Origin of the sequence: Microbispora sp. CA-135349, assembly GCF_050947365.1 — a bacterium.
Classification (GTDB): domain Bacteria; phylum Actinomycetota; class Actinomycetes; order Streptosporangiales; family Streptosporangiaceae; genus Microbispora.
This window is the reverse complement of sequence record NZ_CP192001.1, coordinates 6,704,453-6,721,079: the sequence shown is the minus strand read 5'-3', so window position 1 is coordinate 6,721,079 and position 16,627 is coordinate 6,704,453. Positions and strand designations below refer to the sequence as shown.

The 16,627-nt window shown below is 72.2% G+C and carries 19 protein-coding genes; 6 read left to right on the top strand and 13 right to left on the bottom strand.

All coding sequences use genetic code 11. From position 1 onward, the window contains the following. Window positions 1–4: 4 nt before the first annotated feature. The 5 genes from ACQPZZ_RS30840 (at window position 5) to ACQPZZ_RS30820 (ending at window position 4,625) form a co-directional block, all read left to right on the top strand. The gene (locus tag ACQPZZ_RS30840; RefSeq protein WP_432924842.1) at window positions 5–388 is read left to right on the top strand and encodes a thiol-disulfide oxidoreductase DCC family protein; all 384 of its coding nucleotides are present in this window, start codon (window positions 5–7) and stop codon (window positions 386–388) included. A gap of 92 nt (window positions 389–480) precedes the next feature. Continuing rightward, window positions 481–1,389, top strand: a complete 909-nt coding sequence (locus ACQPZZ_RS30835; RefSeq protein WP_432924840.1) for an ABC transporter ATP-binding protein — start codon at window positions 481–483, stop codon at window positions 1,387–1,389. After that, window positions 1,370–2,170, top strand: a complete 801-nt coding sequence (locus tag ACQPZZ_RS30830; protein ID WP_432924838.1) for an ABC transporter permease subunit — start codon at window positions 1,370–1,372, stop codon at window positions 2,168–2,170. The genes ACQPZZ_RS30835 and ACQPZZ_RS30830 overlap by 20 nt, the downstream gene beginning before the upstream one ends. Further along, entirely contained in the window at window positions 2,170–3,222 is a 1,053-nt protein-coding gene (locus ACQPZZ_RS30825; protein WP_432924836.1) for a PucR family transcriptional regulator, read from the top strand. The genes ACQPZZ_RS30830 and ACQPZZ_RS30825 overlap by 1 nt, the downstream gene beginning before the upstream one ends. Window positions 3,223–3,401: 179 nt before the next feature. Further along, complete coding sequence (locus ACQPZZ_RS30820; RefSeq protein WP_432924834.1) at window positions 3,402–4,625, top strand: glycosyltransferase; 1,224 nt, start codon at window positions 3,402–3,404, stop codon at window positions 4,623–4,625. Between the two features lie 54 nt (window positions 4,626–4,679). Here ACQPZZ_RS30820 and ACQPZZ_RS30815 read toward each other — a convergent pair whose 3' ends face one another. The 8 genes from ACQPZZ_RS30815 to ACQPZZ_RS30780 all read right to left on the bottom strand — a co-directional run bounded on the left by ACQPZZ_RS30815 (window position 4,680) and on the right by ACQPZZ_RS30780 (window position 11,913). Next, complete coding sequence (locus tag ACQPZZ_RS30815) at window positions 4,680–5,642, bottom strand: quinone oxidoreductase family protein (RefSeq protein WP_432924832.1); 963 nt, start codon at window positions 5,640–5,642, stop codon at window positions 4,680–4,682. Window positions 5,643–5,730: 88 nt separating this feature from the next. After that, window positions 5,731–6,777 (bottom strand): zinc-binding alcohol dehydrogenase family protein, encoded by a 1,047-nt coding sequence (locus tag ACQPZZ_RS30810; RefSeq protein ID WP_432924830.1) that lies wholly within the window; start codon window positions 6,775–6,777, stop codon window positions 5,731–5,733. Between the two features lie 132 nt (window positions 6,778–6,909). After that, window positions 6,910–7,272 (bottom strand): winged helix-turn-helix transcriptional regulator, encoded by a 363-nt coding sequence (locus ACQPZZ_RS30805; RefSeq protein ID WP_432924828.1) that lies wholly within the window; start codon window positions 7,270–7,272, stop codon window positions 6,910–6,912. Between the two features lie 24 nt (window positions 7,273–7,296). Next, on the bottom strand, window positions 7,297–7,980 hold the full coding sequence (locus ACQPZZ_RS30800; protein WP_432924826.1) for an HAD family hydrolase: 684 nt from the start codon (window positions 7,978–7,980) through the stop codon (window positions 7,297–7,299). Between the two features lie 4 nt (window positions 7,981–7,984). After that, window positions 7,985–9,061, bottom strand: coding sequence for an ABC transporter ATP-binding protein (locus tag ACQPZZ_RS30795; RefSeq protein ID WP_432924824.1), 1,077 nt, complete (start codon window positions 9,059–9,061; stop codon window positions 7,985–7,987). Continuing rightward, the gene (locus ACQPZZ_RS30790; RefSeq protein ID WP_432924822.1) at window positions 9,058–9,933 is read right to left on the bottom strand and encodes an ABC transporter permease; all 876 of its coding nucleotides are present in this window, start codon (window positions 9,931–9,933) and stop codon (window positions 9,058–9,060) included. Before ACQPZZ_RS30790 ends, ACQPZZ_RS30795 begins: the two co-directional genes overlap by 4 nt. Further along, a complete protein-coding gene (locus ACQPZZ_RS30785) occupies window positions 9,921–10,757 on the bottom strand; it encodes an ABC transporter permease (RefSeq protein ID WP_432924820.1) in 837 nt (278 codons plus the stop codon). The genes ACQPZZ_RS30790 and ACQPZZ_RS30785 overlap by 13 nt, the downstream gene beginning before the upstream one ends. Before the next feature lie 4 nt (window positions 10,758–10,761). Further along, window positions 10,762–11,913: an ABC transporter substrate-binding protein gene (locus ACQPZZ_RS30780; RefSeq protein ID WP_432924818.1), complete on the bottom strand. Its 1,152-nt coding sequence runs from the start codon at window positions 11,911–11,913 to the stop codon at window positions 10,762–10,764. Window positions 11,914–12,025: 112 nt separating this feature from the next. On the opposite strand from ACQPZZ_RS30780, the gene ACQPZZ_RS30775 reads away from it, so the two are divergent. Then, complete coding sequence (locus tag ACQPZZ_RS30775; RefSeq protein WP_363640796.1) at window positions 12,026–12,763, top strand: GntR family transcriptional regulator; 738 nt, start codon at window positions 12,026–12,028, stop codon at window positions 12,761–12,763. Between the two features lie 75 nt (window positions 12,764–12,838). On the opposite strand, the gene ACQPZZ_RS30770 is transcribed toward ACQPZZ_RS30775, so the two are convergent. The 5 genes from ACQPZZ_RS30770 to ACQPZZ_RS30750 all read right to left on the bottom strand — a co-directional run bounded on the left by ACQPZZ_RS30770 (window position 12,839) and on the right by ACQPZZ_RS30750 (window position 16,461). Then, entirely contained in the window at window positions 12,839–13,771 is a 933-nt protein-coding gene (locus ACQPZZ_RS30770; RefSeq protein WP_432924816.1) for a biotin-dependent carboxyltransferase family protein, read from the bottom strand. Further along, complete coding sequence (locus ACQPZZ_RS30765) at window positions 13,768–14,382, bottom strand: 5-oxoprolinase subunit B family protein (protein ID WP_432924814.1); 615 nt, start codon at window positions 14,380–14,382, stop codon at window positions 13,768–13,770. Before ACQPZZ_RS30765 ends, ACQPZZ_RS30770 begins: the two co-directional genes overlap by 4 nt. Continuing rightward, complete coding sequence (locus ACQPZZ_RS30760; protein WP_432924812.1) at window positions 14,379–15,146, bottom strand: LamB/YcsF family protein; 768 nt, start codon at window positions 15,144–15,146, stop codon at window positions 14,379–14,381. Before ACQPZZ_RS30760 ends, ACQPZZ_RS30765 begins: the two co-directional genes overlap by 4 nt. A gap of 441 nt (window positions 15,147–15,587) precedes the next feature. After that, the gene (locus tag ACQPZZ_RS30755; RefSeq protein ID WP_432934605.1) at window positions 15,588–16,055 is read right to left on the bottom strand and encodes a hypothetical protein; all 468 of its coding nucleotides are present in this window, start codon (window positions 16,053–16,055) and stop codon (window positions 15,588–15,590) included. Window positions 16,056–16,314: 259 nt separating this feature from the next. Further along, window positions 16,315–16,461 carry a DUF397 domain-containing protein gene (locus ACQPZZ_RS30750; protein ID WP_432924810.1) on the bottom strand — a complete coding sequence of 49 codons (147 nt, stop codon included), beginning with the start codon at window positions 16,459–16,461 and terminating at the stop codon, window positions 16,315–16,317. Between the last annotated feature and the right edge of the window lie 166 nt (window positions 16,462–16,627).

The window sequence follows — 16,627 nt, the reverse complement described above, 5'->3', positions numbered from 1 at the left end:
CGGCATGGGCGGAGAAAGCGGAAAGAACCGGGTCCTGCTGGTCTTCGACGGCGACTGCGCCTTCTGCCAGACGTGCGTGAACACCGGGCATCGACTCCTGCCGTACATGCCCGCCGTGCGGGCCTGGCAGGGCCTCGACCTCGGCGCGGTGGGCCTGACGCGCGAGGAGGTCGCGACGTCGGTGCAGCTGCTGGGCCCGGACGGGCTGCGCGCCCACGGCGCGCGCGCCGTCGCACTGCTCCTCGCCCTGCAGCCGCGCGCGGCCTGGCGCGCGGCCGGCCGGGTGATGCTGACCCCGCCGGTGAGCTGGCTCGCGCAGGCGGGCTACCGGCTGGTCTCCCGCTACCGCCACCTGCTGCCGGGCTCGACCACCTGCGGCACGTCTTGACCTCCGCTTTGCCGGGAGTGGGAACGAACACGACCGGCAAGTGTCCGGAAGCGGGCATACCCCGCGCCTGACGGGAGCGCCACCATTGCGGCATGACAGCAGTGGTGGAGACCGAAGGACTGACGAAGTTCTACGGTACGAGACGAGGCCTCGAGGACCTCACCCTCGAAATCCGGCCGGGCGAGGTCTTCGGCTATCTGGGCCCCAACGGCGCCGGCAAGACGACGACGATCCGGCTGCTCCTCGACGTGATCCGGCCGACGTCCGGCCGGGCGACCGTCCTCGGCGCCGGCACCCGCGACCCGCGCGTACGCGCCCGGATCGGCTACCTCCCGGGCGAGCTCGCGCTGGAGGGCAGGGAGCGGGCCCGCGACTACCTGCAGTTCCTCGCCGACGTACGCGGCGGGGTGAGCCGCGGCAGGATCGACGAACTGGCCGAGCGGCTCGACGCCGACCTGTCGGTCAGGATGGGCGAGTTGTCGAAGGGCAACAAGCAGAAGGTCGGGCTCATCCAGGCGTTCATGCACGAGCCCGAGCTGCTCATCCTGGACGAGCCGACGAGCGGGCTCGACCCGCTGGTGCAGCAGGAGTTCCTGGCCATGGTCCGGGAGGCGCGCACCGCCGGTCACACGATCCTGATGTCGTCGCACGTGCTCGCCGAGGTGGAGCACGTGGCCGACCGGGTGGGCATCGTGCGCGCGGGCCGCCTCGTCGCGGTCGAGGACATCGCCGCGCTGCGCGAGCGAGCCGTACGGCACGTGGAGCTCCACTTCGACGCGCCGATTCCGAAGGAGTCGTTCGAGGGGCTCCCGGGCGTACGCGACGTGGTCGTCCAGGGCGCGAGCCTGCGCTGCACGATCGACGGCAGGCCCGACGCGCTGATCAAGGCGGCGGCCCGCCACACCGTGGTCCACATGGTCAGCGCCGAGCCGGACCTCGAAGAGATCTTCCTGACCTACTACAGCGAGGAGGAGGGCCGTCATGCCCACGCTGGTGCGTAAGAGCCTCAGGGAATACCGCCGCGCCCTCGTCGGGTGGACGGTCGGGCTGTGCGCGTTCCTCGGGATGTACATCTCGATCTACGCGAGCATGATGAAGGACCCCGAGACGTTCAGTAAGCAGGCCATCGCCAAGTATCCCGGTGCGTTCAGGGACCTGATGGGCGGCATGTCCGACATCGCGACCGGGCGCGGCTATCTGCAGGCGGTCGCCTACCAGCTCCTCGGCCCGCTGCTGTTCACCATGTGCGCCGCGATCCTCGGCAACCGGGCCATCGCCGGCCCTGAGGAGGCCAAGACGCTGGAGCTCACGCTGACGCTGCCGATCGACCGCAGGCGGCTGCTGCTGGAGCGCTGGGCCGCGCTGGCGCTCGGCCTGCTCGCCGTGGCGCTGGTGACGCTGGCCGTCGCCACCGGGGCCTCGTCCGCCGCCCACATGGACGTGCCGTTCGGCGGCATCCTCGCCGCGCACACCGGGTTGTTCCTGCTCGTGCTGTTCTTCGGGACGCTGACGCTGTGCGTGGGCGCGGCGTTCGGGCGCAAGCAGATCGCGCTCGCCGTGGTCGGCGTCTGGGGCGTGGGCGGGTACATCGTGGAGACCATGGGCAGGAGCATCGACGCGATCTCCTGGCTGCGCTGGCTCTCGCCCGTCCACTACTACCTCGACGGCCGCCCGCTCTACCAGGGCTGGCCGTACGGCGACTACCTTGTGCTGCTGGGTGCGACGGCCGTCCTCCTCATGACGGCGCTGCTCGCCTTCGAACGGCGTGACGTAGGGGTCTGATGGACAGCGTTCTCGCTCGCGTGAGCGAGGCGACCGGGGTGCCCGCCGACTTACTCGGCGGGTTCCTGTCGGTCCTGGCCGCGTCGGCCGCCACCGGCAGGCTGCCCGGCCGCGCCGACATGGACGGCCTGCGCGAGTGCGGCGCCCTCGCCGCCGAGCGCGGCATCCCGCTGCGGGTGCTCGCCGACGCCTGCCTGCACGCCGCCGAGATCACCGCCGGTGGCGCCTTCGGCGCCGTACGCCGGGGCATGGCCGCCTACATCGAGGGATACGAGGAGGCCCAGCGCGCCGCTCTCCGGCAGGAGGAGGAGGCGCGCCGCCTGTTCGTCGACGACCTGTTGCAGGGCAGGGCGGACGCCGAGCGGGCCGAGCACTTCGGCCTGCGGCTCGCCGGGGCGTACGTCGTGACCGTGGTCAAACCCGGCAGCCCGCTCATGCCGGGCGACCCGCTGGCCGGAAGGATCGAACAGGCGCTGGTGGCGAGGTTCGGCTCGCACAACATCCTCGTCGCCGTCCGCGACGGCCTGCTCGTGTGCGCGTCCCCCGGAGAACTGACCGCCGCGAGCGGCGAGTTCACCCACCACGTACGCTCCGCGCTCACGGAGTGGCGGGCAGGGGTGGGCCGCCCCCACCAGGGCCCCGGCGGAATCGTCACCTCCTATCGGGAGGCGGCGGGCGCCATCGACCTCGGCGAGCGGCTGGGCCTGCGGGCCCAGGTGCTCAAAGCGGCCGACCTGCTGGTCTTCCCGGTGCTGCTGCGGGACAGGGAGGCGATCGTGGACCTGGTCTCCACCGTGCTCGGTCCGCTCACCTCCGCCCGCGGCGGGCCGGAGCCGCTGCTGGAGACGCTGGAGGCCGTCTTCGCCTCCCAGGGCAACCACACGGCGGCGGCGCGCAGGCTCGGCATCAGCACCCGGGCGATCACCTATCGGCTGGAGCGGATCCGCAGGCTCACCGGCTTCTCGCCGAGCGACCCGACCCAGCGGTTCACGCTGGAGACGGCCGTGCTCGGGGCCCGGCTCCTGGAGTGGCCGGCCCACCCTCTGGTCTGATCGAGAGCACCCCCGCCACCTTCAACGTACAGGGGACGGGGGGACTTGCGGCAAGACCCCGGTGACGGCGCACAATCGGGGGCCGTGAGCCGGGCCGGTCCACGGCGGACGCCGTACCGAGCCGCGAGCACGCTCACCTCATCCACGCCATTCCAGGGGCAAGACACAGGGGAGTGCACATGCGCGTGCTGTTGTCCACGATCGGGACGCGGGGGGAGGTCCAGCCGATGGTGGCGCTGGCCATGGAGCTGCGGGAACTCGGGCAGGAGGCCCGCCTGTGCGTGCCCCCCGACTTCCGCGACCGGATCGAGGGCCTCGGGTTCCCCGTCGTGCCCATCGGGCCCGAGCTGCGCCCGACCGCGTCGGCCGCCCCACGGGAGCAGGCCCCGCCCACGCCCGAGCAACGCCGGCGGATGATCGACGGCACGGTCGCCGTCCAGTTCGCCACCATCTCCGCGGCCGCGGAGGACTGCGACGTCATCGTGGGCGGCGGGGCCATGTCGATGGCGGCGCACTCGGTGGCGGAGCGGCTGGGGATCGGCTACGTGTACGTGAGCTACTGCCCCGTCACCCTGCCGTCGCCGCACCACGCACCCGTGCCCGTCTGGGGGCAGGGGCCGGTGGACGGCACGGCCGGCAACCGCGCGCTCTGGGCCGAGGACGCGCGGCGCTGGAACGGCACCGTCGGCGCCGCGCTCAACGCCCACCGGGCCGCGGCCGGCCTGGCTCCGGTGGCGGACACGCGAGGTCACATGGTCACCGACCGGCCCTGGCTGGCCGCCGACCCGACGCTGGCGCCCTGGCCCGAACCCGCCGAGCTCGGCGTGGTGCAGACGGGCGCCTGGATCCTGCCGGACCGGCGCCCGCTGCCGCCGGAACTGGAGAGGTTCCTCGACGACGGCGAGCCGCCCGTCTGCGTCGGCTTCGGCAGCGTCCGCGCTCCCCGGGACATCGCGCAGGTGACGGTCGAGGCGGCCCGCGCGCTCGGACGCCGCGTCATCGTGCTCCGCGGCTGGGCCGGCCTGTCCCCGGCGGACGACGGACCCGACTGCCTGGCGATCGACGAGGTCAACCAGCAGGCGCTCTTCCCCCGGGTCGCCGCCGTCGTCCACCACGGCGGCGCGGGCACCACGACCGCCGCCGGGCTGGCCGGGACGCCGCAGGTCGTCCTGCCGCAGCACTACGACCAGCACTACTGGGCGGGGCGGGTCGGCGACCTCGGGATCGGGGTCGCGCACCCGCCCGCCGCGCCGACGGCCGAGTCGCTGACCACGGCTCTCCGCCGGGTCCTCCACCCCGATGTGGCCGCCCGTGCCGGGGCCGTCGCGGGCGAGGTGCGCACCGACGGCGCCGCGGTCGCGGCGCGGCGTCTGATCGCCGCCGCGGACCGGCACCCGGCGTGAAGACGAGCCGTCCCGCGGCCGGCGCGGGCCGCAAGGCGCGTGGCGGGTGGACGCTCAGGGGATCAGCAGGAGCTTGCCGGTCGTCCGCCTGGCTTCCAGGTCGTCGTGGGCGCGGCGGGCCTCGGCGAGCGGGTAGCGCTGGGACACGTGCACCTTCACCGCGCCGGAGGCGACCCAGCCGAGCAGGTCGTTCGCCCGCGACAGCAACTCCTCACGGGTGGCCGTGTAGTGCCCGAGCGTGGGCCGGGTCAGGAACAGCGAGCCGCCCGAGTTGAGCCGCTGCGGGTCGAACGGCGGGACGGGCCCGCTGGCCGCGCCGTACAACGCCATCATGCCGCGCGGCCGCAGCGACGCGAGCGACCCGTCGAACGTGGCGGCGCCGACCCCGTCGTAGACGACGTGCACTCCGGCGCCGTCGGTGATCTCCTTGACGGCCTCGGCGAAGCCCTCGTAGGCGACGATCTCGTCGGCGCCCGCCTGCCGGGCGAGCTTCTCCTTCTCGGGGCTGGAAACCGTGCCGATCACGCGGGCGCCGCGGAGCTTGGCCATCTGGACGAGCAGCAGGCCCATGCCGCCTGCCGCCGCGTGCACGAGCACGTCGTCGCCCGACCGGACCGCGTACGTGGAGTGGGTCAGGTAGTGGGCGGTCAGCCCCTGCAGCAGCACCGCCGCCGCAAGGTCGGGTGACAGCCCGTCGGGCAGCCGGACCGTCTTCTCCGCCGGCACCACGACCTTGGTCGCGTACGAGCCCATGACGCTGGCCCAGGCCACCCGGTCGCCGGGCACGACGTCGGTCACGCCCGGTCCGACGGCCGTGACCGTGCCGGCCCCCTCGTTGCCGGGCACCAGCGGGAGCGGCATCGGGTAGCGGCCCTCGCGGTGGTAGACGTCGATGAAGTTGACGCCCGTCGCCGCCACCTCGACCAGCACCTCACCGGGACCGGGCTCGGGGTCGGGCCGCTCGGCGTACTCCAGCACCGAGGAATCACCGTAGGCGGGGATGACGATGGCATGCATGCGCGGCTCCTGTTGTCTTCGGGTCGGCTCCTGTCGTCCCCAACCGGCCGGGCCTTGTCCGTTGTTCCCGTCCATCCGCCCGGAAAGATCAGAAGCCCGTGAGAGTGATCTTGCCGATCGCGGTGCCCGATTCGAGGATCCGGTGCGCCTCGCGCAGGTTGGCGGCGTTGACCGGGCCGAGGTCCCGGGTGGCGGTGGTGGTCACGACCCCGGCGTCGACGAGCCGTGCGACCCGGTCGAGGATGCGGTGCTGGTTCACCTGGTCGCGGGTCCGGAACAGCGAGTGGGTGAACATGAGCTCCCAGTGGAAGGCGATGCTCTTCGACTTGAGCACGCCGATGTCGAGGGAGTCGTGGTCGTCGATGGCGACGATCCGGCCGAAGGGGGTGAGCGCCTCGGCGTAGGCCGCGAGGTTGCGGTCGGTGCCGGTCGTGCTGAAGACGTAGTCCACGCCGTCAGGCGCGACCTCGGCCAGCTGCTTGGCCAGCGGGGCGCGGTGGTCCACCACGTGGTGGGCGCCCATCCTGCGGGCGAACTCCACCGTCTCGGGGCGGGAGGCCGTGCCGATCACGGTGAGCCCGGTCAGGGCGCGTGCGAGCTGCACGACGATGGAGCCGACGCCGCCCGCGGCCGCGGTCACCAGCAGCGTCCCGGTCTGGCCGAGAGCGTCGCCGCGCAGGCCCAGGCGCTCGAACAGGCCCTCCCAGGCCGTGAGGGAGGTCAGCGGCAGCGCGGCGGCCTCGGTGAAGGACAGCGTGGCGGGCTTGTGGCCGACGATGCGCTCGTCGACGACGTGGAAGCGGGAGTTCGCGCCGGGCCGGTCGATCGCACCGGCGTAGTAGACCTCGTCGCCGACCTCGAACAGCTCCACCTCATCGCCCACGGCGACGACGGTGCCGGCCGCGTCCCAGCCGAGCACCTTGGGCTCGCCGCCCGGATCGCTGTTGCGCCGGACCTTGTAATCCACCGGGTTCACGGCGACGGCCTCGACGCGGACCAGCAGATCGCGCGGGCCGGGCTCGGGCACCGGCAGTTCCACGTCCAGGAGGCTCTCCGGGTCGTCGACGGCAAGGCTGCGCCGGTAGGCGACGGCGGGCATGACGGCGGGAATGTTCGTGCTCGGGTGCTCACTCATGACGGTCCTCTCGCGCAGTGGCGGCCGGTGTGGATCGCAGGCCGGCCGCGATGACGATCGGACGGTACCCGCTGGAGCCTGGTTACCCGCAAGGGATACGAGTACCCACCGGGAACCATCCAGGTCAATGCGTTAGTCGGCGTCGGGGAAGCGGTCGATGTTGCGCTCCACCCACGTCCGCAGGTGGGCGAGCGGGACGTTGGCGTCGCGGCCGAGCGGGGTGAGGCTGTATTCCACGCGCAGCGGGACCTCCGGATACACGTCGCGGTGGACGAGGCCGTGGTCCTCCAGGCGGCGCAGGGTCTGGGTCAGCACCTTGGGGCTGACGCCCTGGAGCCGGGCCCGCAGTGCGCCGAAACGCTGCGGCCCGTCCTCCAGGGCGCCCAGGGCCAGCGCGCTCCACTTGTTGGCCAGCAGATCGAGCATGTTGCGGCACGGGCAGGCGGCGGAGTAGACGTCCTTGGGGTCGTCGCAAACGGTGCTGATGGTGTTCATGCTGCGACGATACCCAGAAGAAACTTAGGTTCGCGGAGTGACCGCCGCGGGATCGGGGACGAGCCCGCGCAGCAGCGGCAGGTCGACGCTCTCCAGCGTCGGCACCGCCGTCACCCCGCTGACGGCGCCCGCGGGGCCGACCACGATGACGGCGCACCCGGCCGACCGGGCCGAGGCGACACCGGTCGGGCTGTCCTCGATCGCCACGCACGCGGCCGGGTCGACGCCGAGCCGCGCGGCGGCGGCCAGGTACGGATCGGGGGCGGGCTTGTTCCTGGCGCTGTCCCCGGCGGCCACCGACAGCCGGAAGCGGTGCCCGCCGACGGTCTCGAGCACCAGGTCCACGACCGGCCGGGGAGAGGCGCTGACCAGCCCGGCCGGGATCCCGGCCGCGCGCAGGGCCTCCAGCAGCGCGACCGCGCCGGGGAGCATGGTCACCCCGCTTTCGAGCCGGGTGGTGAACGCGTCCGTCAGCATGGCCTCGACGGGCCGCGCCCCTGAAGCCCCGGCGATGTGCAGGGCGTGGGTGATGTGCAGGGCGGCGTCCTCGACCGACAGGCCGAACAGCGCCTCCCGGTCGGCCTCCCCGAGAGAAAGGCCCAGGCCGTCCGCGACCTCCACGCAGGCGTCCCACCACAGGCCCTCGGTGTCCACCAGCGTGCCGTCCATGTCGAACAGGACCGCCGCCGGGCGGTCACCGGACGACATCGGGTCAGACGACATCGGGTTCGGGGACCGCCGCCGCGGCTCCGGCCTCCGAACGGGCCGACACGAGCACGGGCCGCTCGACCAGCCCGACCCGTACGGCGGTGCCCGGGGCGAAGCGCGCGGACTCGTGGCCCGGGACGTCCGCCAGCACCTCGGTGCCGTCGCCCAAACGGACCCGCAGCCGGGCGGTGGAGCCGCGGAACGACGACACCATGACGATCCCGTCGCCTTCGGGGGTGACCAGCACGGCCTCGGGCCGCACCAGCACGTCCACCTGCGCGGTGCCCGGCACCGGGCCGTCCACGGGCAGCGTCTGCCCGAGGACCGTCACGCGGTCGCCCGACACCAGGCCGGGCAGGTGGTTCATCGCCCCGACGAACTCGGCGACGAACGGGGTGGCCGGCCGGTCGTACAACGTGGCGGGGGCGGCGACCTGCTCCAGGCGGCCGTCGCGCAGCACGGCGACCCGGTCGGCCATCGACAGCGCCTCCTCCTGGTCGTGCGTCACGAAGATCGTCGTGATGCCGAGGGAGAGTTGCAGGCGGCGGATCTCCTCGCGCAGCGTGACCCGCACCTTGGCGTCGAGCGCCGACAGCGGCTCGTCGAGCAGCAGCACCCTGGGCTCCAGGGCGAGCGCGCGGGCCAGCGCCACGCGCTGCTGCTGACCGCCGGACAGCTGGTGGGGGTAGCGGTCGCCGACCGAGGGCAGGCCGACCAGCTCCAGCAGCTCCTGCGCGCGGGCGTGCCGCTTGGCGGCGGGCACCTTGCGCACCCGCATGCCGAAGCCCACGTTGTCGCGCGCGTCGAGGTTGGGGAAGAGGCTGTAGGACTGGAAGACCATGCCGGCGTCGCGCCGGTTGGCCGGCACGCGCGTGATGTCGGCGCCGTCCACCAGGACCTCGCCCTCGTCGGGCTGCTCGAAGCCGGCCAGGCAGCGCAGCGCGGTGGTCTTGCCGCACCCCGACGGGCCGAGCAGCGCGATCAGCTCGCCGGGCTCCACCGTGAGGTCGAGCCCGTCCAGCGCGACCGTGCTGCCGAACCGCCGCCGCAGGCCGCGGAACTCGACCCGGGCCCCGTTCATGATCCACTCCTTTGCCTCGCGCCGGCGGTCGACAGGGCGAGCAGCAGCAGCCAGGTGATCAGCAGGCTGAACACCGAGACGGCCACCGACACCTGCGCCTGTGAGCCGGAGATCCGGTAGATCCAGTTGGGGAAGGTCTCGAAGCTGAGCAGCCGCGCGATCGTGAATTCCCCGAGCACCAGCGCCAGCGTGAGGAACGACGCGCTCGCCATCGCCGACCGCATGTTCGGGATGATCACCCGCAGCAGCACGTGGGGCCACGACGCCCCGAGGTTCCTGGCCGCCTCCGACAGGGTGCGCACGTCGATCGCGCCCAGGCCCGCGTCGAGCGAGCGGTAGGCGAACGGCAGCGCCAGCACGACGTAGGCGAGCACGAGCACCACCGGGAATCCGGGGTTCTGCAGCGCGATGACCGTCTGGTAGAAGGGCGTGCTCGCCAGATAGTCGGGCCCCCACCGCAGCACCGTGCTGATCCCGGCCACGAACGTGATCGGCGGCACCACCAGCGGCAGCGTGCAGACCACCTCCAGCACCGGCCGCAGCCGCGGCGCGCCGAGCCGTACGGCCACGGCGGCGGGCAGCGTCAGCAGCAGCACGAGCACGATCGTGGCGACCCCGAGCCCGAGCGACAGCAGGAGGCTGGTGCCGAAGCCCTCCGCCGAGAAGATCTGGCCGTACGCGTCGAGCGAGAGGCCCTGATCGGGCACCTTCACCGTGAAGACGAACGACGCGATCAGCGGGACGAGGAAGTAGACGGCGGCGATCACGAGGACCACCCCGCGCCACACCCGGGGCCGCCTCGGCCGCCCGCCGCGCGCGGCGACCGGCCCGGGGACGAGCTGCGTGGACACCTGTGGGGTCAGCGGAGCCATCGGGCGCTCCTTCGCTGCAGCGGGAGGTAGACGGCCATGACCAGGCCCGCGACCACGATCATGTCGAGGCTGAGGGCCAGCGCGACGTTCTCGTGGCCGATCAGGACGTTGCCGGTGAGCGCGTCGGCGATCTTCAGCGTGACCAGCGGGACGGTGGACCCGACCATGGCCTGCGCCGTGGCGTAGGCCGAGAACGCGCCGCCGAACAGCAGCACGACCCCGCCGAGCAGCGCCGGGGTCAACACGGGGATCCCGACGTACCGCCAGAACTGCCAGGTGCTCGCGCCGTTGTTCTGCGCGGCCTCACGCCACTGCGGGCGCAGCCCGTCGAGCGCGGGCACGACCGTGAGCACCTGGAGGGGGATGGAGAAGTACAGGTAGACCAGGGTGAGACCCCAGAAGTTGTACAGGCTCCACCCGTGCTGGCCGAGGCCGAGCGTGGTGGTGACGACGCCCGAGTTGCCGAGCGTGGCGATCCAGGCGAAGGCCAGCGGCACGCCGCCGAAGTTGGCCAGCACACCGGAGGCGGTCAGCACCGCCTCGCGCAGCGCCAGGAACCTGGAGGTCACCACGGCCTGGGCGAGGAAGGTGCCGAGCACCCCGCCCAGCACCGCCACGAGCGCCGAGATCTTGACGCTCCCGAGCAGGGCGGTCAGGTACGCGCCCTGGAGCGACTCGGTGAGGTTCGCGGTGCTGAGCGTGCCCTCCTTGGTGAACGTGCCGCCGAGGAGGACCAGCATCGGCACGCCGAAGACGATGACGACGAAGACCAGCAGCGGCACGGCCGCCCACCGGCTCTTCGATCGCGTACGGCTGTCGCGCACGATCTCAGCCCGAGACCGCCGCGCCCCACCCGCTCGCCAGGACCTCCTTGGCCTTGTTGACCTGGTCGGGCGTGGGGAACGTGGGGGTGCCCTCGACCTTGGGGAGCTGGTCGACCATGGCGGCGTCCGCGCTGCCGTCCTGCTGCATGGAGGGCAGCAGGACCGGGCGGGCGTAGCCCTTCAGCCACAGGTTCTGGCCCTCGGCGCTGTAGAGGAACTCCTGCCAGAGGCGGGCGGCGGCGGGGTGCGGCGCCCACTTGTTGATCGCCTGGGCGTAGAAGTTGGCGTACTGCCCGTCCGCGGGGATGGCGATCTTCCAGTCCACGCCCTTCGACGCGAACTCCTTGGCGTAGCTGGCCTGCAGGTAGTCCCAGTCGAGGGTGATCGGGGTCTCGCCCTTCTCGACCGTGGCGGGGGTGGCCTCCACGGGGTTGAAGTTGCCGTTCTGCTTGAGCTTCTTGAAGAAGTCGATGCCGGGCTGGATGTCGTCGAATGAGCCCTTGTTGGCGAGCGAGGCGGCGTACACGCCCGCGAAGGCGGCGCCGGCCTTGGTCGGGTCGCCGTTCAGCGCGACCTGGCCCTTGTATTCGGGCTTGAGCAGGTCGGCGAACGTCTGCGGGCAGGTCTTGACCCGCTTGGCGTCGCAGCCGATGGAGATGTAGCCGCCGTAGTCGTAGTACCAGGCGCCGCCGGTCTCCTTCTGCCCGTCGGGGATCTTGTCCCAGCTCTGCACCTTGTAGGGCGCGAACAGGCCCTCCTGGGCGCCGCTGAGCGCGAAGGCGCTGCCGAGGTCGAGCACGTCGGGGGCGCGGCCCTGGCCCTTGAGGGTCTTGACCGCGTTGATCTCGTCCTGGCTGGAGCCGTCGGGGTTGTCATTGGTGATCTTGATGCCGTACTTGGCCTCGAACGCCTTGATGACCTCACCGTAGTTGGCCCAGTCCGGCGGCAGCGCGATGGTGTTGAGCTGCCCTTCCTTCTTGGCCGCCTCCACCAGCTTGTCCAGCCCGCCGAAGTCCTGGGCGGAGGTCGCGGAGGCCGCCGTGGAGTCGCCCGGCCCCGAGCCGCCGCCGGTGGTCGTGGGGGCGGCGCCGCACGCCGCGATCACTGAGGTGGTTATCGTGAGCGCGGCCACGAGGCCGGCGGTACGTGTGGACAACGGTCCCTCCCACTATGGTGCGTGGATCGAACGTAAGCGAACTTGTACAAACAAGCCATAGGTAGTAAGTCGCATATCGATGTCGGTCGCGTGAACGGAAGGGCTCAGCACGATGGCGCGCTACGAACAGATCGCGAGTGACCTGCGGGACGCCATCGTCAGGGGGGACTATCCGATAGGCGCTCAGCTCCCCTCCGAGGCTGAGCTGGCCATTCGGTACGCGGCCGCCCGCGGCACCGTCCGCCAGGCCGTCGCCCTGCTCGCCTCCGAAGGGCTGGTCGGGTCCCGGCAGGGCGCGCGGCGCATCGTGCTCGGCAGCGAGCGCAGCCAGAGCTTCGCGGAGTTGCACAGCTTCGCCCAGTGGGCGAGGTCGATGGGCTACCGCGCCAGCGGCTCCGTGCTGGCCTCCCGCCGCCGCCCGTGCTCGTCCTCCGAGGCCGTACGGCTGTCGTTGGAGCCGGGGGAGGAGGTGCTCGACGTGCTGCGGCTGCGGCGGCTCGACGGCGAGCCGGTGCTGGTCGAGCGCACCGTCTACGCCGGCTGGATCGCCCCCGCCGTCGAGAGGCTCGACCCCGACTGCGAGTCGGTGACCCAGGAGCTCTACGAGTCGGTCGGCCTCGTCTTCGCCTACGGCGAGCACCTGATCGACGCGGTGGCGGCCGGCAGCGAGGACGCCCGGCTGCTCGGCGTACGGCGGGGCAGCCCGCTGCTGCGCCAGCGCCGTGTCACCACCACCCAGGAGGGCCGTCCCGTCGAGTGTTCCGACGACCGTTACCGCGCCGGCAGCGTGACCTTCAGCATCCGCAACTCCACCGCCGCCAACCCCCTCGTCCGCCGCGCCGGAGACTGACCGGAGCGATCCGCGGGTGTTCGCCGGCCGGCCCGCGGGAGATGCCGCCGAGGGGGCCGTGACCGGCGGTCGCGGTCACTTCTGCGATCGCCGGCCGCCGGTCATTCGGAAACGGATCCGCTGCCCGGGGCGGGCCTGCGCCGCCCGGTCGACGTCGTCGTCGCGCAGCACCGCGATCACGGGGTACCCGCCGGTCACGGGGTGATCCGCGAGGAAGAGCGTCGGCTGGCCGGACGGCGGCACCTGCAGTGCGCCCGGAACCATGCCCTCGCTCGGCAGTTCGCCGTCGCGCGCGCGTTCCAGGCGCGGCCCGTGCAGCCGCATGCCCACCCGGTCGCTGCGCGCGGTGACCTCGTACGGCTCGGCGCACAGGGCGGCCAGCGCCCCGGGCGTGAACCAGTCGTGGCGCGGTCCCGCGATCACGCCCAGCAGGAGGACACCGGACTCGGGCACGGGCACCGGGGCGAGATCGGCGACGGGAAACTCCGCCGGCGCCGGCCCGACCGGCAGCACCGACCCGGGCGCCGGGCGCTCCGGGCCGAGCCCCGAGAGCAGGTCGGTGGCCCGTGACCCCAGCACCTTCGGGACGTCGATCCCGCCGCGGACCGCCAGGTAGGTCCGCAGCCCGCGGGACGGCTCGCCGAGCCGTAGCGTGGCTCCGTCCGGCAGGCGCTCGACCGACGCGTGCCCGATGCCGCGCGCGCGTCCCCCGGCGTCGGTGACGGTGGCGGGGCAGGGCGCGCCGGTGAGCGTCACGAGCAGGTCGCCGGTGGCGCGCACCCGCAGCCCGCCCAGGGTGACCTCCAGGCAGGCCGCGTCCTCGGGATTGGCCAGCAGGCGGTTGGCCAGCCGCAGCGCGCCGCGGTCCGCGGCGCCGGAACGGCCTACGCCGAGATGGCTGTGCCGGCGCCGCCCGAGATCCTGGACCGTGGTGAGCGGGCCGGGAGTCAGCACCAGCAGCGCCCGCCGGGACTCGCTCCCACCGGCGCTCACAGTCGCCTCACTCACCGGGCCTCCGTGAACCGCACCCGGACTCCCGGGCGCAGCAGGGCGGGCGGATCGGCCGCGATGTCCCACACCACGGTCTCGGTGCGCCCGATCAACTGCCACCCGCCCGGCGACTCGCGCGGGTAGACGCCGCTGAACTCCCCGGCGAGCGCCACGGCGCCGGCGGGCACGCGTACGCGCGCCTCCGGCCGCCGGGGCACGGCCAGCCGGGGGTCGCCGCCGATCAGATATCCGAAGCCGGGGGCGAACCCGCAGAAGGCGACCGTCCACGGCGTTCCGGTATGCGCCGCCACGACCTCGCGTACGGTCAGCCCGGTCAGCCCGGCCACATCGGCGAGGTCGTCGCCGTCGTACACGACGGGGATCATCACTTCCTCGCTCGTCGCGCCGTGTCCCCCGGCCGGTCGTACGGCCAGGACGGCGGACTCCACCGCGGCAAGGGACGCCGGCGGCTCGAACCGGACGAGCACGGTCCGTGCCGCGGGGACGACGTCGACCACCCCCGGCGGGGGCTCGGCCGCGAGGGCGTCGTAGAGGGCGACCACCTCCTCGAGGCGGTCGAGCTCGACCAGGACCGCGCGTTCGCCGCAGCGGCGCACCCGTGCGTTCATCCGTCGCCCTCGACGAACGACGCAACGCCGATGCCGTGCGCCTCGAGCGCGTCACGGACCTCGACGGCCATGGCGACGGCGCCGGGGCTGTCGCCGTGCACGCAGATCGAGTCCGCCGTGACGGTGATCTTCGTGCCGTCGAGGGCCTCGATCGGCTCGCCCCTGGCCATGCGCACGCTGCGCTCGGCGACCTGGGCCGGGTCGTGCAGGACGGCGCCGGACACGCCGCGCGGCACCAGCGTGCCCTCCCGGGTGTAGGCGCGGTCGGCGAAGCATTCCGCGATCGTGGTGAGACCGGCGCGGCCGGCCTGGCGCAGCCACGCCGAGCCGGGGAGGCCGAGCACGGGCAGCCCGGGATCATAGGCCCGCACGGCCGCGACCACCGCGCCGGCCTGCGCCTCGTGATGCACGATCGCGTTGTAGAGCGCGCCGTGCGGTTTGACGTACCTGACCCTGGCGCCCGCGACGCGCGCGAAGGCGTCCAGCGCTCCGATCTGGTAGATGACGTCGTCGGCGAGTTCGGCGGGCGGCACGTCGACGAAGCGCCGCCCGAAGCCCACCAGGTCGCGATAGCCGACCTGGGCGCCGATCACGACTCCGCGCGCGGCCGCGGTCTCGCAGGTGCGCCGCATGATCACCGGATCTCCCGCATGGAAACCGCAGGCGACGTTGGCGCTCGTAACGATCGACAGCAGCGCCTCGTCGTCGCCGAGCCTCCACTGACCGAACCCCTCGCCCAGGTCGGAGTTCAGGTCGATACGCATGGTTTGGTAGGGCAACGTCAGCTCCAGAGTGCGCTGATCCCGCTGGGGGAGTTCCAGCCCAGATAGATGGTAAGCGCCCATGCGAGCGCGGACGAAGGGTATGGACCGCAAAACGAAGCTCGTGGTGTTCCCGACATCATCAGCTGCGGCAATGTTTTCGGACAGGCGCGTCTCAACGGAGATGGTGGGCGAAGAACTGCACCGCGTCCGAGTTTGCTCATGCTGGAGCGGGATCTCGGACTGACCAAGCTCTACAACCTGGTGAACGACCCGGCCGAGACCGACCCCGAGATCCCGCTCTTCTGATCCGCTTCTCACCTTCCAGGGTGTCGACCCGGGGACGGGGAATCCGCGGGGTGACCGATGGCATCCTCTCGACAGGGATGTGCGCCGCGACCACCCGTAGCGACACCGTGAGATGAGGGAGCCGTTCCCAGAGACCTACGTGAGCAGGAGCTCCCGGAGCGTCTTGAGGCTCCTCCCGTCGGAGACCCGGTGCCAGGCGGCCCAGCCGTCGGTCTCCTGACCAGAGATCGCCTTGCACGCGGGCGAGGGCTTCTCGAAGATCTCGCCGCTGTCGAGACGGAGACATCCGCCGGGAAGCACCGTCGCGGAGTGGACCTGACCGAGACGGGGCCTGCGCCACTCAAGGCGCTCCCGGCCCGGAGCAGTCCCTTGGCGATCAGATGCTTGAGCACCCCTTCGCGCTCGTACTCCGCTCCTCCGCCGAACCCGGGCACGATGCCGGTCTCGGGCGTGCTCTCGGCCACCGGCGTCTCGCCCAGGTCGCCCTCGACGAGCAGTCGCCGGAGCACGGCGTTCGGTGTGGTCTCGACAAAGGGCCTGGCCAGCGTGTGAAGCGCCTTCAGGACATCCTCGTCCAGATACACATTGGGCTTCTCGGTCAATGCCGTCTCGTTCTATCAGCGGGTCATGCGTACCGTCGATGACTACCTGGTTGAACGGGGGTGACCTCCTCGATGGCTACCACACCAAAGCCTTGCGGGAGGGAGTGCGAGAACTTCGGGTCGTTCTAGGGGATATCTCCTGGAGGATCACCTACTGGTTGCCTTCACGGCGGGGAAGGACCGGGGAAGGACCATCGTGCTTCTCACGGTGTTGCGATCGGCAGCGGCATCGCGACAGAGGCGCCTTCGACAAGTGGAGGTCAGGCCAGGGAGTCGAACTCGCCGGCCTTGACGCCGCCGATGAAGGCCAGCCACTCGGTGGGGGTGAAGAGCAGCTTGGGTCTGTCCGGGTCCTTGCTGTCGCGTACGCCACCACCTCCGGCAGGTTGGCGGCCACCTCCACACACTGACGCCGTTACCGGAAGATCGCGACGGCTTCCGCCAGACGGCGGTGCTCAGGTCCATTCGCGTCTCGCTTCCTCGATCATGTTGAGGGATACGCGCTCAGGAGAGGCCCACAGTCGTATCGCCCTCGACTACCTGCTTCGCCTGCCCGGCGGGCCATGACCATCG

What these genes read in the sequence shown, in the direction of transcription:
- ACQPZZ_RS30835 (WP_432924840.1), top strand. Translation starts at nt 481, where the DNA reads ATGACAGCAGTGGTGGAGACCGAAGGACTGACGAAGTTCTACGGTACG.
- ACQPZZ_RS30775 (WP_363640796.1), top strand. Translation starts at nt 12,026, where the DNA reads ATGGCGCGCTACGAACAGATCGCGAGTGACCTGCGGGACGCCATCGTC.
- ACQPZZ_RS30760 (WP_432924812.1), bottom strand. Translation starts at nt 15,146, where the DNA reads ATGCGTATCGACCTGAACTCCGACCTGGGCGAGGGGTTCGGTCAGTGG.
- ACQPZZ_RS30840 (WP_432924842.1), top strand. Translation starts at nt 5, where the DNA reads ATGGGCGGAGAAAGCGGAAAGAACCGGGTCCTGCTGGTCTTCGACGGC.
- ACQPZZ_RS30825 (WP_432924836.1), top strand. Translation starts at nt 2,170, where the DNA reads ATGGACAGCGTTCTCGCTCGCGTGAGCGAGGCGACCGGGGTGCCCGCC.
- ACQPZZ_RS30795 (WP_432924824.1), bottom strand. Translation starts at nt 9,061, where the DNA reads ATGAACGGGGCCCGGGTCGAGTTCCGCGGCCTGCGGCGGCGGTTCGGC.
- ACQPZZ_RS30805 (WP_432924828.1), bottom strand. Translation starts at nt 7,272, where the DNA reads ATGAACACCATCAGCACCGTTTGCGACGACCCCAAGGACGTCTACTCC.
- ACQPZZ_RS30815 (WP_432924832.1), bottom strand. Translation starts at nt 5,642, where the DNA reads ATGCATGCCATCGTCATCCCCGCCTACGGTGATTCCTCGGTGCTGGAG.
- ACQPZZ_RS30765 (WP_432924814.1), bottom strand. Translation starts at nt 14,382, where the DNA reads ATGAACGCACGGGTGCGCCGCTGCGGCGAACGCGCGGTCCTGGTCGAG.
- ACQPZZ_RS30800 (WP_432924826.1), bottom strand. Translation starts at nt 7,980, where the DNA reads ATGTCGTCCGGTGACCGCCCGGCGGCGGTCCTGTTCGACATGGACGGC.
- ACQPZZ_RS30830 (WP_432924838.1), top strand. Translation starts at nt 1,370, where the DNA reads ATGCCCACGCTGGTGCGTAAGAGCCTCAGGGAATACCGCCGCGCCCTC.
- ACQPZZ_RS30810 (WP_432924830.1), bottom strand. Translation starts at nt 6,777, where the DNA reads ATGAGTGAGCACCCGAGCACGAACATTCCCGCCGTCATGCCCGCCGTC.
- ACQPZZ_RS30790 (WP_432924822.1), bottom strand. Translation starts at nt 9,933, where the DNA reads ATGGCTCCGCTGACCCCACAGGTGTCCACGCAGCTCGTCCCCGGGCCG.
- ACQPZZ_RS30820 (WP_432924834.1), top strand. Translation starts at nt 3,402, where the DNA reads ATGCGCGTGCTGTTGTCCACGATCGGGACGCGGGGGGAGGTCCAGCCG.